General features: G+C 68.9%; 13 protein-coding genes and 1 pseudogene. 11 read left to right on the forward strand and 3 right to left on the reverse strand.

Annotated features, from left to right (window positions below; genetic code table 11):
• Nucleotides 1–49 precede the first annotated feature (49 nt).
• The 4 genes from fxlM (at nucleotide 50) to Sm713_RS10965 (ending at nucleotide 3,799) form a co-directional block, all read left to right on the forward strand.
• Nucleotides 50–2,104, forward strand: a complete 2,055-nt coding sequence (fxlM, locus tag Sm713_RS10950; protein ID WP_212909425.1) for a methyltransferase, FxLD system — start codon at nucleotides 50–52, stop codon at nucleotides 2,102–2,104.
• Nucleotides 2,105–2,108: 4 nt separating this feature from the next.
• Nucleotides 2,109–3,218 carry a hypothetical protein gene (locus Sm713_RS10955; protein WP_212909426.1) on the forward strand — a complete coding sequence of 370 codons (1,110 nt, stop codon included), beginning with the start codon at nucleotides 2,109–2,111 and terminating at the stop codon, nucleotides 3,216–3,218.
• 84 nt (nucleotides 3,219–3,302) lie between these two features.
• Nucleotides 3,303–3,590 (forward strand): hypothetical protein, encoded by a 288-nt coding sequence (locus Sm713_RS10960; RefSeq protein ID WP_212909427.1) that lies wholly within the window; start codon nucleotides 3,303–3,305, stop codon nucleotides 3,588–3,590.
• Complete coding sequence (locus Sm713_RS10965; RefSeq protein WP_212909428.1) at nucleotides 3,587–3,799, forward strand: hypothetical protein; 213 nt, start codon at nucleotides 3,587–3,589, stop codon at nucleotides 3,797–3,799. The genes Sm713_RS10960 and Sm713_RS10965 overlap by 4 nt, the downstream gene beginning before the upstream one ends.
• 350 nt (nucleotides 3,800–4,149) lie before the next feature.
• Here the strand turns inward: Sm713_RS10965 and Sm713_RS10970 are convergent, their stop codons facing one another.
• Nucleotides 4,150–4,656, reverse strand: coding sequence for an ATP-binding protein (locus Sm713_RS10970; protein ID WP_249416225.1), 507 nt, complete (start codon nucleotides 4,654–4,656; stop codon nucleotides 4,150–4,152).
• A 105-nt stretch (nucleotides 4,657–4,761) separates the two neighbouring features.
• On the opposite strand from Sm713_RS10970, the gene Sm713_RS10975 reads away from it, so the two are divergent.
• Nucleotides 4,762–5,601, forward strand: coding sequence for a helix-turn-helix transcriptional regulator (locus Sm713_RS10975; protein WP_212909429.1), 840 nt, complete (start codon nucleotides 4,762–4,764; stop codon nucleotides 5,599–5,601).
• Nucleotides 5,598–5,810, forward strand: a complete 213-nt coding sequence (locus tag Sm713_RS10980) for a DUF397 domain-containing protein (RefSeq protein ID WP_212909430.1) — start codon at nucleotides 5,598–5,600, stop codon at nucleotides 5,808–5,810. Before Sm713_RS10975 ends, Sm713_RS10980 begins: the two co-directional genes overlap by 4 nt.
• A gap of 137 nt (nucleotides 5,811–5,947) precedes the next feature.
• Here the strand turns inward: Sm713_RS10980 and Sm713_RS10985 are convergent, their stop codons facing one another.
• Complete coding sequence (locus Sm713_RS10985; protein ID WP_249416565.1) at nucleotides 5,948–6,862, reverse strand: XRE family transcriptional regulator; 915 nt, start codon at nucleotides 6,860–6,862, stop codon at nucleotides 5,948–5,950.
• A gap of 219 nt (nucleotides 6,863–7,081) precedes the next feature.
• Nucleotides 7,082–7,495, reverse strand: a pseudogene (locus Sm713_RS41445) (helix-turn-helix domain-containing protein); the annotation flags it as partial.
• Nucleotides 7,496–7,531: 36 nt separating this feature from the next.
• Here Sm713_RS41445 and Sm713_RS10990 point away from each other — a divergent pair.
• From Sm713_RS10990 to Sm713_RS11010, 5 genes are all read left to right on the forward strand, one after another.
• Nucleotides 7,532–8,119: a radical SAM protein gene (locus tag Sm713_RS10990; protein ID WP_249416226.1), complete on the forward strand. Its 588-nt coding sequence runs from the start codon at nucleotides 7,532–7,534 to the stop codon at nucleotides 8,117–8,119.
• Entirely contained in the window at nucleotides 8,004–8,351 is a 348-nt protein-coding gene (locus Sm713_RS10995) for a hypothetical protein (RefSeq protein ID WP_249416227.1), read from the forward strand. Before Sm713_RS10990 ends, Sm713_RS10995 begins: the two co-directional genes overlap by 116 nt.
• A gap of 53 nt (nucleotides 8,352–8,404) precedes the next feature.
• Nucleotides 8,405–8,854 carry an NUDIX hydrolase gene (locus Sm713_RS11000; RefSeq protein WP_212909434.1) on the forward strand — a complete coding sequence of 150 codons (450 nt, stop codon included), beginning with the start codon at nucleotides 8,405–8,407 and terminating at the stop codon, nucleotides 8,852–8,854.
• A gap of 190 nt (nucleotides 8,855–9,044) precedes the next feature.
• Nucleotides 9,045–10,097, forward strand: coding sequence for an aldo/keto reductase (locus Sm713_RS11005; protein ID WP_212909435.1), 1,053 nt, complete (start codon nucleotides 9,045–9,047; stop codon nucleotides 10,095–10,097).
• A 252-nt stretch (nucleotides 10,098–10,349) separates the two neighbouring features.
• Nucleotides 10,350–12,494 carry a SpoIIE family protein phosphatase gene (locus tag Sm713_RS11010; protein WP_212909436.1) on the forward strand — a complete coding sequence of 715 codons (2,145 nt, stop codon included), beginning with the start codon at nucleotides 10,350–10,352 and terminating at the stop codon, nucleotides 12,492–12,494.
• The last annotated feature ends 311 nt before the right edge of the window (nucleotides 12,495–12,805 follow it).

The following is a 12,805-nucleotide window of genomic DNA, read 5'->3' on the forward strand; positions in this document are numbered from 1 at the left end:
GTCGGTCGGCGTACGGACCGAGCCCACTCATGAGGAACGCCCACGAACCATGGACATCGACGACGAGAACCTTCCGATCACCGCCGAGAACGACTGGTGGCACGCCATCGTGTCGTTTCCGGACGGCACCGGAGTGAGCCCGCAGGCCGCCCACGCGCTCTCGACCGCCCTGCACGACCAGCGATTTCACTTCCTGCGCAAAGACGGCGGGCTGAGGCTACGCACCGAGCACTCCGCGGCAGAGCTGCTGAACGGTCTCGTAGCCTCCCAGCACGTCAGCGGCTGGGTCAGCGGCGTCTACGAGCCGGAGACCGAAGCCTTCGGCGGCCCCGAGGGCATGGACGTCGCACATGACGTGTTCTGCGCCGACAGCCGTGCCGCCCTGGCCGAGGTCGGCAGTACGGGAGCCAGAGAACGTTGTGTTCTGCTGCTCTCCGCCATGATCCGGTCAACTGGTCTCGACCCGTTCGAAGCAGGCGATGTCTGGGCGAGACTCAGCACCCTGCGGCCCCCCGTCACCCCGCCCACCGGTCTGGCTCGCGATCGGGCCATCACCGCCATGCGACGCCTGATGAACGCCGACGCGGCCCGGCGGCCGGACGCGGAACCCGGATGGGCCGAACGGGTCGCCGCCTTCGAAGAGACCGGCCGTCAGCTCCGCCGACTCGCCGCCCAAGGGTGGTTGATACGGGGCTTGCGCGCCGTCCTCGCCCATCATGCGATCTTCGCCTTCAACCGCGCAGGAGTACCTGCCGACGAGCAGGCCGCCACCGCGTGGCTCGCTCGTCAGGTCGCCTTCAGCGCAGGCGAAGCCGCCGACGTGTCCATCCACCGGTCCGCCTCGCCGGACCCTGACCTCGCTCGAATGGAGATCACCGTGCCACCCGCCACCGACCCCGCCGAACTGCGTGAAGCCCTCGTCACCCGCCTCGTCGACAGCGGCCATCTGCGCACCCCCGCCGTCGTCGACGCCTTCCGCACCACCGAACGCCACCGGTTCCTCCCTGGCGTTGATCTCCACAAGGCATACATCGAGGACGCTGTGCCCACCAAGCACGACGAGAACGGCGAGATGATCTCCTGCATCTCCGCACCATCGATCGTCGCCACCCAGTTGGAGCAGATGGGCGTCCAGCCCGGCCACAAGGTCCTGGAAGTCGGAGCGGCCACGGCCTACAACGCCTGCCTCCTGAGTGAACTCGTCGCCCCCAGCGGCCATGTGTGGACCGTGGACGTCGACCAGGACCTCGTCACCGGCGCCCAGAAGAACCTCGCCGAGGCCGGCGCCTCGAACGTGACCGCGCTCCTGGGCGACGGCGCCGCCGGCCTTCCCGTGTACGCGCCCTTCGACCGCATCCAGTTCACGGTCGGCGCCGGCGACGTACCCGTGAAGATCCTGGATCAGCTCACCCCCGGCGGACGCCTGATCATTCCGATGCGCATCCGCGGCAGCATCTCCCGCAGCTTCGCCTTCGAACGGGACGGCAGCACCTGGAAGACCGTCTCCTGCGAGATGGCCACCTTCGTGCCCCTGCGCAAGGGCGTCTGCAACGACCTCTACACCCTGGTTCCCATGGACGGCGAGGGCAACGTCCGCCTGGAGACCTTCAGCGAGCAGGAGGTCGACCGCGACGCGATCCGCACCGTCCTCGACCAGGAGCAGGCCAAGGTCCACACAGGCGTGAAGTTCCGCCAAGGCGACCCGTGGGAGTGGCTGTACCTCTACCTTGCCTCCGTGCTCCCCAACGGTCTGTCCCGCATGCCCGGCCAGCGCCCCGGCTTCACCCCGCACTTCGGCTGGGGGTCCATGGCCGCACTCGACGGCGAAAGCCTGGCCTACTTGACCATCCGCCAGGGCGAGGACGGAGGCGGCCGGTACTGGGAGATCGGCGTCATCGGCCACGGCCCACACGCCGCCGAGCTTGCCGACCGCGTCGCGGGCGAGATCCGCGACTGGAACGAGGGCTGGGGCAACACCGCGCCGGAGCCCAGCTTCCGAATGGCCGTCGGCGACACCCGCGACCAGCTCACGCCCTCCGACCCGCGCTTCGTCATCGACAAGACCTACAGCCGTCTTGTCGTCGACTGGCCGCGCGAGGCATGACCCGATGGTCCCCGCGCCCGTGATAGCCAGCCGCATCCCGCTGGTCCGCCGCCCCAAGGCGCCGGCTCTCCCGCTGGACGAGCGCATCATCCACCTCACCGGGCTGACGGTCGCACCCGCCGGTGCGAGCCACCACGATCTGGTGGCCCGCGCCAGCGGGGTCCTCAACTACGCCGCGCTGATCGCCTCCGACGTCGGGCTGCCCGACCTGGCCGGCGACCTGTGCTGGAGACAGCACCAGGTATTCGCCGATGCCGGAAACCTCACGGGAGACATCGCTGTGATGTCGCTCATGCCCCTCATCAACATCTCCCGGCTCCTGACTCGCGAGGGCAACGGCGAAGCCGCCTACACCGTGCTCCAACGCCTCTACCGGGCGGCACAGAAGCGCGGCACAGCCGAGATCTACGGCAGGATCGTCGACCTCTCGGCACTGATCCGCACGGAAGCGGACCACCGGAAGGTCTGCGAGGAACTGTGGACCACCGTCCTCGTCGACGGCGCCGGGGCCCTGGCACGGATCGGCCGCTGGACCGAGGCAGCCCAAGCCATGACCGCCCACCGCGGCGTCGGCAACCGCCTTCTCGACGGCCGCCAAATCCTGATCATGTCCCTGATGGAACGCAGCCTCGATCAAGAGGCCCGCGACACGATCGACTCCACCACCCCCGCAGAGCAGTGGGAGGACACCGTCGCCGCCCTTCTGCGCCTCCACTGCCGCCCACCGGGGGAGCCCGTGCCGCGACAGGAGTTGGACGCCGTCCTGCGAGAGGCATCGGCCTTGATCGCCACGCCCGACGCTTCGATCGCAGCGTTCCAGACCCGAGTCGGACTTGCCGCGCTCGACCTGGCCCGCGAGCGCACCAGCCCCTTCGTGGCTCCCTTGCGAGAGGCCATGGCAGACGTTGCCGTCCTGGACGCTTATGCCGCTCGCGACGTCCTGAACCACGCTGTGGCACGTCCCCACCTCGCCAGTGGGCAGCAACAGAAACTCGATGCTGTGCTCGCCACATCAGGGATCGGAACAGGGCACCTCTCAACAACCCGCATGCGTGCCCTCACCGACGCCGTGGACACGGCGGAAGCTGGGCTCCGCGGTCTTCTCTCACCCTGACCGAACATGGCACCGCGTACCAGGCACTGAAGACGGGGGTACAGGTGGGCTTGGCACCGGAACCTGAAGGTCATCGCCGAGGGCGTGATCCAGGCGTCCATGGGGATGGTGCAGGTCGTCATGCCCGGCGTCCGGGATACCGCCATCGCGCTGTTCCATGAGCTGGACCGACAGCACGGTATGGCCTGTGACGATGACGCCGGGCACGTCCTCGCGGCCGTGCACAAGCCGGCGGCGGCAACGACGTTCGACAAGATCGGTTTCAGTGCCTACGTGATAGCGGAGACCGGCCGTGGCCTGATGCGCAACGCGCGAGAGTTCATGGCCCGAGTTCATGGCCCGCGGAGAGCCGCATCGCCTCGGCGATCATGAAGAAGCAGGTCGACTACACCGGCGGGACGGGCGATCCGGACAATGACCGCACGGAGAACTTCCTCGGCCTCGGGGAGGAGCTGAAGGAAGTCGTCGGCGACACCGCCTGGTGGGACCAGTACGGCGGCCTGGACGCCGCGACGGTCACCGGCCCGCCGGAGTCCCCGGGGAAGTGGGCGGCTCCGGTGTGGGGGCTGCCGCATCGGTGAGCACCGCGCTGAGTTTGCGGGCCGTTTCGAGGTTGCAGCGGCCCAACTGAATGAGTGGCCGCCGGCCGTCGCGATCGGCGTATGCGAGTGCTTCCACGCAGAGGGACGGCAGCGTGACTCCCCGGCTTCGTAGTGCTGTGTCGAGTTCGTCGCGTACCGTCTCGGCGTCCTGGAGAGTCCCGGGTGCCGTCTGCCTGTCGCCGCTCGTCTGCGTCATTTCCCCTGCCCAGTGGTTGTTTCCGCTGTTGTTTCCGGCGCGGGGTAGATTTGCTCCCCGCAGTCTTCGCATTTCCTTGTTTTCGGGTCCAGCTTCTTGTGGTTGCACGGTTTCTTCTTGGACGCCGCCGCGGTCATGACAGTCCCTCCTTCATCAGAACCAGGAGGGCCCACACGACTTTTCCGGCCGCGCCGCGCGGTTCGACGCCCCAGCCGTCGGCCAGGGCGTCCACCAGGGCCAAGCCCCGGCCGGAAACGTCCTCGTCCGTCGCGTCCTTCAGTGCCGGCCGTTCGTCGCTCGTGTCGGAGACCTCAAGCCGCAACCGGCGCCCGTTCAGCTCGAACCTGACCTTGAATTCCCGGATATCCCGGCTATCTCGGCTGTTCGTGGTCTGAGCGTTGACGGCATTGACGGCGTTGGCGGCCAGCTCGGAGAGGAGCAAGGTTGCCGAGTCGGCGGCGTCACCCTCGACATGCCACAAGGCGAGTTGGTCCCGGAGGGCCGCGCGGGCACGGCTGACGCTGCGGGCGTGGCCAGGGAACCGGTACGCCACCGCTTGCGCGGCGGGCGGTGCGGGATGGGCCGCGGGTCCAAGCTCTGGCATGCGGACTAGCTGCGTTTTCGTGATCTCATGGGTCACCGACCGCTCCTCTCCGTAGTGTTTCCACTACCAAGGGCGTTCAGCGTGGCGTACAGTTGGGCGTCCTTCAACGTGGCAGTTCGGAAGGATGGGGTGGGGCAACCCATGGTGAACCGCATGGAGTTGAATCCCGAGAAGTCGCCCGAGGCGGCGTTCGGCGCGCGTCTGCGCAGCGCACGTGAGGTGCGTGGCTGGACGCAGGAAGAACTTGGTGAGCGAACGGGCTACACCGGCCAGCACATCTCGGCGGTGGAAACTGGCCGCAAACCGCCAACGCTGCGTTTCTCGCGTAGTACGGACGTGGTGTTCGGGGTCGTGGGAACGGCCGAGTCGTTCGAACGCGCGTGGCGCGAGATCAAGCACAACAGCCTGCTGGAGGGGTTCCCGGAATACGTCAAATACGAGGGGCGGGCGGCCGAGATCCGGCTGTTCGACATCGGGATCATCCCTGGTCTGTTACAGACACCGGAGTACGCCCGGGTGCTGGCGGACAGCGCTGTGCGGCGGGGTGTCATCACGGACGAACAAGCCGCTGCACGTGTCTCGTTCCTGGCTGAGCGACAGGCGGCGCTGACGCGGCCCCGCCCTCCCATGGTGCTGGTGGTCATGGATGAGAGCTGCATCCGCAGGCGGGTCGGTGGAGACGAAGTCATGGGCGCCCAGCTCGACCGGCTGCTGGAGTTCGCCGAGTTGCCGAACACCGTGCTCCAGATCGCTCCGTTCGACATCGGGGAGCGTCGTCCGTTCAACTACCTGACGTACTTTCTGACGCTGCCGGACCTGTCCGTGATCGCGTACGCGGAATCTCAGATCCGAGGGCACCTGGAGCGTGAAGCGCCGGCGGTCCTTCCGCTACTGACGGCCTACCATCAGTTGCAGGCCGAAGCGCTGTCCCAGGCAGCATCCGTGACCCTGATCAACGAGGCACGAAAGGGCACCCCGTGACCACGACCGAGTCCCCCCGCTGGTTCAAGTCCTCATATAGCGACAATGGCGGCGCCTGCATCGAGGTCGCCCCCAACCTCGTCGCCTCGCGCGGCGTGATACCCGTGCGTGACTCCAAGAACCCGAGCGGTCCGGTTCTGGACTTCTCCGCCGACGCGTTCTCGTCCTTCGTGGCGGGCGTCAGGTCTGGAGAGTTCGGCGCCGCCTGACCGCTCCTGGTCTGAAACCGTCACCTCGCACGAAGCCGTGAGTCCGCTACGTGTCAGTAGCGGGCTCACGGAGTCACCCTGGCCCGGCCGTCGCGTCGGGTGGGCACCGGGTTCCACGGCTCCGGCTGGTCGTGTGACTACCCATTGAGCACGCCCGTGCGTGCAGCCAGACGGCGGAGCTCCGGTGTGGTGCGACCGGAGAGGAACAGTCCCGAGACAAGCGACTTGACCGCCGGGCGGGCGTGGGTTTCCTGCGGGGCGCAGCGTTCGGCCTGGAGCAGGTTGTGGATACAGTCCTCGCGGCGGCCCCAACGGTTGTAAGCGTTGGCGACGTCCGTGTAGTAGCGGGCGCGGCGTTCAGCGCTGGGCAGGCCGGCTGGGGCGATGGCGGCGGCTGCTGCGATGGCTGCGGAGGGGTCTCCGATGGAGTTTTCGGCGGAGACCAGATGGAGCTGGACCGTCACCGGGCTGAACCCACCAAGGTCATGGAGGTGGGTTCCGTCGAGGTCGCGGGCAATAGCGGCGGCCTCGGCGGTCAGCTCCCGCATGCCGTCGCGGTCCCCCTGCCAGGCGACCGTGTAGGCGGCGGATTGGATCAGTAGCCCTCTGGTTGCGGCTCCCTGGGTGCCGGCCTCACGGAGGGCCGGATCGTCGGCGGCGTTGAGCGCGAGTGTGAGTGCTTGGTCGTGCCACCCGGCTTTGCGGGCGAGGACAGCGAGCTGACGGGCTGATTCAGCGACGGTGAGGGGGTCTCCGACCGATTCGCTGAACTGGCGCGCACGGTCCGCGGCCATCCATCCGAGCTGCTGTTCGTCCAGTTTGATCAGCAGACGTGTGGCCAGGAGATAGCAGCGTGCCAGCACGGAGTATCCGGTGATGTCGGCCCTGGCGTGAGCGGTGCGGATGAGCCGCGGGAGTCGTACGGCGAGGCTTGCGTAGGCGCAGGCCCGGAACTCGACGTGCGCGTGGGCGAGTTCGGACGATAGTCGAGCCGGTGCCGAGTCGGGGGACGCGGGCCCGAGTCCGAGCATGGCGTCTCGGAGGCCTGCCACAAGGACCTCACCAAGCCTGGCATCATCCTCAGCCGCGCGGTAGCCGGCCTGGGAGCCTACGGCCGCCGCTGCTGTTGCGGCTAGGAATTGTCGTCGTCTCACGTCACCGTCCTCCCCATGCGCACCAGCCAGCGTAGGCGGGGGGAGGCGGGGATAGGGGCTGCAGGGCCCGTGTCGGGCTGTTGTCTGGGGAGCCGGGGCGAGGCCGAGCCACTGGGGTGGGATGCTCAGGGCGCCCGCAAAGCGGCGGAGCACGTCGATATCGGTGAGCGGTGAGACGCTCCGTTCGTAGCGGCTGACCTGGGCTGCGGAGTAACCGGTCAACTGGCCGAGTTGGGCCAGCGTGAGCCCCTGAGCCCTTCGTTCCTGGCGCACCAGTTCACCGGGGGGCACGGGAGCTGAGGACCTTCGGGGCTTGCTGACCGACGGCATCGATTCCTCGTGGGGTCGAGCTGGTGGGCGACCCATCGTAGGGAGTCGAGTGGGTGTCTGCTCGCATTTTGCGTCATATGCAAAGGATTTGCGTCTGATGATCGCGCGCCTGCCGGTGGTCACTGCTTCGCGGTCTTCTGGGAGCGCGGTGGTCGCACTCCGCGCCGCCGGCCCTTCGGCGTTCGGGAGGTCCTGATGCATCCCAACCCCACTGGCTCAGTAGGCGCCAGTCCGCCTGTGGACTGGACGGCCTTACGGAACTTCGCAGCGCTCGGCGGGCAGCTCCGTTTATCGCTGACGCCCCGCTGTAACCTGTCGTGCTGGTTCTGCCACAACGAGGGCGATGTGCCGCCGCCGTTGACCCGCGTCAACCGCAGCATGCAGCCCCGCCCGCGGGAGATGTCCGCCGACGACTACGTGAACACACTGCGGACGCTCATCGAGACCGGCTTGACGCGTGTGTACTTCACTGGGGGTGAGCCACTTGCCTCGCCGCTTGCCCGACCGGTCCTCACACGTCTGCCCGACCAGGCGTCCGGCGGTTCGTACACACTGATCACAAACGGGACACTCGTCCGCAAGCACCAGGAATGGCTGGCTACCACCGATCTGAACAGAGTGAAAGTCAGCCTGCACTACTTCTCCGACGAATCGCTCTACGACATCGCCAAATCCCGTATCGGCATCGACACCATCAAGGACGGCTGTGGTGGCCGACAGGTACGTCTCCTCCGTCATCGCTTACCACTCCGCCGTGCACAAGTTGGACATGGCTCAGGTCAGAGGACTCCTCGCCTCATTTCAGGACTACCTCGTACGGCCTGACCGGACGTTCCACCTGCGGTGCAGTACGCGCACCCTGAGTGTCCGCATGGCGGCCAAAGGCGACGTCAACAAGGACGATCACGACATGATGACCGTCCCCGGTCGTCTCGACCGCCTACGCGCCAACTTCGATGAAGTGGCCGCAACCGACCCTACCGGCGTCACGCTGGAAACCGACGACCACTCACCCGAAGAACTGGCCGATCTCATCGGCACATACCTCACGAGCTGACGAGCTGACAAAGCAGCACCGGCGTCCATGGGATGTGACGTTAGCCTCGACCCGTGGACGCCGACACATGCCATGGACCGGACGCCGACGCATCAGTCACGGTCGCGCGGGACGTAGACGGGCTTATCGCCATCCTCAGCGCGCAGTTTCCCCAACACGGCGGCGAATACCTGTTTCTCCCCGGTGGCCGACGAGAAAACGGCGAAGATGCCGAGCAGTGCGCACGCCGCGAACTGCGCGAGGAGGCGGGTATCACCGCTACCCGTTGGCGCCTTCTGGGCTCCTACGCCATCACCCTGACCAGCCCGGTGCGATTGTCCCTGTTCCTTGCCCAGGACCTGATCCACGGGGAGCAGCAGCTCACCGACAGTGAGCACGATTTCAAGCTCTCGTGGTGGTCATTGGAGGATGCCGTCAACGCAGCCGTGGAGGGCAGGTTTCTGCTCCCTGGCGGCCCCCTCGCGCTGCTCCTGTCCGCACGTCTCGTGGACCAGCCGGACTGAGTGCACCTCCATCCGGGGCCCAGGAAGGGCGCCGACACGCCCGTGTGGCCGCCCAGGTATGCCCGGTCATCCCCGCGCACGACCCGGTGAGGGCTCGCCCCGCGCGGGTACTCGCACACGATCAGGACCGGGCCGGACCGGAACGCCCCCCGGGCCGGGCCAGGGTCGGAGGCAAGGGAGTGGAGTGATCATGGAATACCGTCAGCTGGGCCGCTCCGGGCTGCGGGTGTCGGCGTTGAACCTGGGCACCATGACCTTCGGCGGGAAGGGCATGTTCGGCGCCCTGAGCAGCGCCGGCGTCAAGGACGCCGAGCGGCAGGTCCGCATGGCGCTGGACGCCGGGGTGAACCTCATCGATACGGCGGACATGTACTCGAACGGCCTCTCCGAGGACATGATCGGGCAGATCGTCGAGAAGCGCCGGGACGACGTGCTGATCTCCACCAAGGGCCGTATGGTCCTCGGCGACGACCCCAACGACGGCGGCTCCTCGCGCTTCTACCTGACGCGCGCGCTGGAGCGCAGCCTGAGGCGGCTGCGCACGGACCACGTCGACGTCTACCACGTCCACGAGTGGGACGGGCAGACGCCGCTGGAGGAGACCATGGAGACGCTGGACGCCATGGTCCGCTCGGGCAAGGTCCGCTACCTGGGCGTCTCGAACTACGCGGGCTGGCAGCTCATGAAGGCCCTGGCGACCGCCGACGCCCGTGGTTACCAGCGGTTCGTCTCCAACCAGATCTACTACTCGCTCGAATCGCGCGACGCCGAGTACGAGCTGCTGCCGCTCTCCGTCGACCAGGGCCTCGGCGTCATGGTGTGGAGCCCGCTGGCCGGCGGGCTGCTGTCGGGCAAGTACCGGCGCGGCAAGGACGCCCCCAAGGGCACCCGGCAGGTCGACGACCGGTGGAACGAGCCTCCGGTGCGTGACCGGGAGAAGCTCTACGACACCGTGGAGAAGCTGGTGCAGATCGGCGACGCGCACGGCGTGTCCCCCGCGCAGGTCGCCATCGCCTGGCTGCTCACCAGGCCCGCGATCACCTCCGTGGTGGTCGGCGCGCGCAAGGAGGATCAGCTCCGCGACAACCTCGCCGCCGCGGAACTCGTCCTCGCCCCCGACGAGATCGAGGCGCTGGAGCGGGTGAGCGCCCCCGAGATGATCTATCCGCACTGGCACCAGGCGGAACTGGCGAAGGAGCGCTTCGGCCCCGCGGACCTGGCCCTGCACGGCTCGGCGAGGTGAGGACGGCTCGGAGAGCTGGGCGCGGCTCGGCGGGCCGCGCGGTCCGGTGGGCTGAGCGTCGCGCGATCACCGGCACACCGCCGGGGGGTCACCGAGGCGCCCGTGCGGCTGCCCGGACGGTGCCCAGGCCCGCACCCCGAGTGGTCGAGGGCGGTAAGGGCCCGCCCGAGGGTGCGAGCGGGCCGCCGGAGAGCGGAATCGGCGGCCCGGGGGCGCCGTGTCTCACCCGTTTGGTGGCGTAGAATGACCTGAATGTCAGATTCTGTCCGTCTTCGTCTCAAAGCCCTGGATCCGTACCTCGAAACGGTGCTGCGCGAGAGCGGCGCCTACGGCGGCGGCATCTTCCTGCTCTTCCCGGACGAGCAGGTGCTGGGTCTCGCGGTGAAGGTGGGCGTGCCCGACGCGTTCGTCGGACCCTGGAAGCGGCTCTGGCTGGGCGCGCGGACTCCGACGACCGACGCGGCCCGCCAGCGGCGGCTGATCTGGCTGCCGGTGGGCGACACCTTCGCCCGGTACCCGCAGACCTCGGTCCTGCTGCCCTACCGCTTCGCGGCGGTCAGCGCCCCCATCGCCGGCGATGACACGGTGTGGGGCACGATCTCCCTGCTCTTCCCGGCGTCGCAGCCGGCCCGGCTGTCACCGGAGCAGCTCGCCGCGGTCCACGCGTGCTGCCGCGGTCTCGCCGAGGTGCTGGCCGACGCCTCGGAGCAGGGCCGGCCGTTGCTGCCCGCCGCCGAGCCGCGCACGATGCTGAGGGCCGCGGACACCGCCATGGACGCGGACGGGGCCGCCGCGGTGAAGTTCGCGCAGCGGCTGCCCGAGGGCGGCGTGGCGCTGGACTCGGAGGGCCGGGTCACGTTCGTCACCACGTCGGCGGCCGAGCTGGTCGGCGTCCCGGCGGAGGACCTGCGGGGGCGGTGGCTCTGGGAGGCGCTGCCCTGGCTGGGCGATCCCGTCTTCGAGGAGCGGTACCGGGCGGCGGTCTTCAGCCGGGAGTCCACGGCGTTCACGGCCCTGCGCCCGCCCGGCACGCGGCTGTCGTTCGTGCTCTATCCGGACGACAGCGGCCTGAGCATACGCATCACCTCCGCCCACCAGCCGTCGCCGCCCGAGCCCCCGCCCACCGGCGGCGGGCAGGGGAACGGAGGGGAGGGGGCCACCGGCCAGGCCCGCAGTGACGCCGCCGCCCCCACCTCCCTGGGGACGATGTACGAGTTCATGAACCTCGCCGCGATGCTCACCCAGACCGTCGAGGTGGCCGACATCGTGCCGCTGGCGGCCAACCCGATCATGGCCATGTTCGAGGCGCAGGGCCTGGCCCTGCTGGTGCTGGAGGACGGCCGGCTGAAGAACGTCGGCTACCGCGGCTACCGGGCCGAGGCGATGCGGCAACTCGACGGCGCCCAGATGCGCTGGACGCCCACCCCCGCCTCACAGGCGCTGAGCAGGCGGGAGGCCGCTTTCTACGCCACCCCGGAGGAGATGGACGCCGTCTATCGCGGCATGTCGACGCTCACCGGCAAGGCCGCCTGGGCGTACCTGCCGCTGATCGTCTCGGACCGCCCGGTCGGCTGCTGCGTGATCTCCTACGATCACACGCGCACGTTCACGCCCGGACAGCGCGCGTTCCTGACCGCCCTCGGCGGACTGCTGGGCCAGGCGCTGGACCGGGCCATGCTGCACGACTCCCGGTACAGGTTCGCGCGGGGCCTCCAGGCCGGACTCCTGCCGGGAACGCTGCCCGAGGTGCCGGGCCTCCAGGTGGCCGCACGCTACCGGGCCGCGTCGCGCGGTATGGAGATCGGCGGCGACTTCTACGACCTGATCAGGACCTGCGAGTCGGGCGTGGCCGCCGCCATCGGCGACGTGCAGGGCCACAATCCGACGGCCGCGGCGCTGATGGGCCAGGTCCGCACCGCCGTGCACGCCACGGCAGGGGCGCCGCCGCCCGAGGTGCTCTCCCGCACCAACCGGCTGCTGACCGATCTCAACGCGGGGCTCTTCACCAGTTGCCTCTACGCGGACCTCGACCTGGCACGCCACCGCGCCCAGCTCGCCAGCGCCGGCCACCCGCCACCGCTGCTCCGCCATCCCGACGGCACGGTGTCGGTGATCCGCGTGCCGCCCGGACCGCTGCTGGGCATCGTCAACACCGCCCGGTACTCGACCATGGAGATCCCGCTGCCGCCCGGCGCCGACCTCCTCATGTACACGGACGGCCTCGTCGAGATCCCGGGCCAGGACCCCGACCTGGCCACGGAGGAACTGGCCCGCAACCTGGCCGCGATCCCCCGCGACGAGCCGGTGGACACCCGAGCCGACCTCATCCTGAAGAACGCCCCACCGACGCTCTCGGGTACGGACGACATAGCGCTCTTGTTGCTGAGCACGACGTAGGGGGGGCGGCGACGCCGCAGGTCGGCTCCGCCGCGGTGATCCGGATACGACAGAACCTGCCCCTTCGGGCGGCGGCGACCTGACGGGTGCGCCGTGGCTGGTCGCGCAGTTCCCCGCGCCCCTAGAAGCGGGGCTTCGCCCCGATCAGGGGCGCGGGGCTGTTTCTGAGGGGACAGGCGCCTGATCAGGGGCGCGGGGAACTGCGCAAAGAACCCCGAGCGGCGGAGGGCCGGGCGCGAGACGGGAGAGGACACCTCCCCTGATCAGGGGCGCGGGGAACTGCGCAAAACCCCCATCGGCGGGCAGCCGGA

The sequence above is a fragment of the Streptomyces sp. TS71-3 genome (assembly GCF_018327685.1).
Taxonomy (GTDB): domain Bacteria; phylum Actinomycetota; class Actinomycetes; order Streptomycetales; family Streptomycetaceae; genus Streptomyces.

Coding starts and splice junctions, on each gene's coding strand:
- Sm713_RS11005 (WP_212909435.1), top strand. CDS start 9,045: ATGGAATACCGTCAGCTGGGCCGCTCCGGGCTGCGGGTGTCGGCGTTG.
- Sm713_RS10955 (WP_212909426.1), top strand. CDS start 2,109: ATGGTCCCCGCGCCCGTGATAGCCAGCCGCATCCCGCTGGTCCGCCGC.
- Sm713_RS10965 (WP_212909428.1), top strand. CDS start 3,587: ATGAAGAAGCAGGTCGACTACACCGGCGGGACGGGCGATCCGGACAAT.
- Sm713_RS11010 (WP_212909436.1), top strand. CDS start 10,350: ATGTCAGATTCTGTCCGTCTTCGTCTCAAAGCCCTGGATCCGTACCTC.
- Sm713_RS10975 (WP_212909429.1), top strand. CDS start 4,762: ATGGTGAACCGCATGGAGTTGAATCCCGAGAAGTCGCCCGAGGCGGCG.
- fxlM (WP_212909425.1), top strand. CDS start 50: ATGGACATCGACGACGAGAACCTTCCGATCACCGCCGAGAACGACTGG.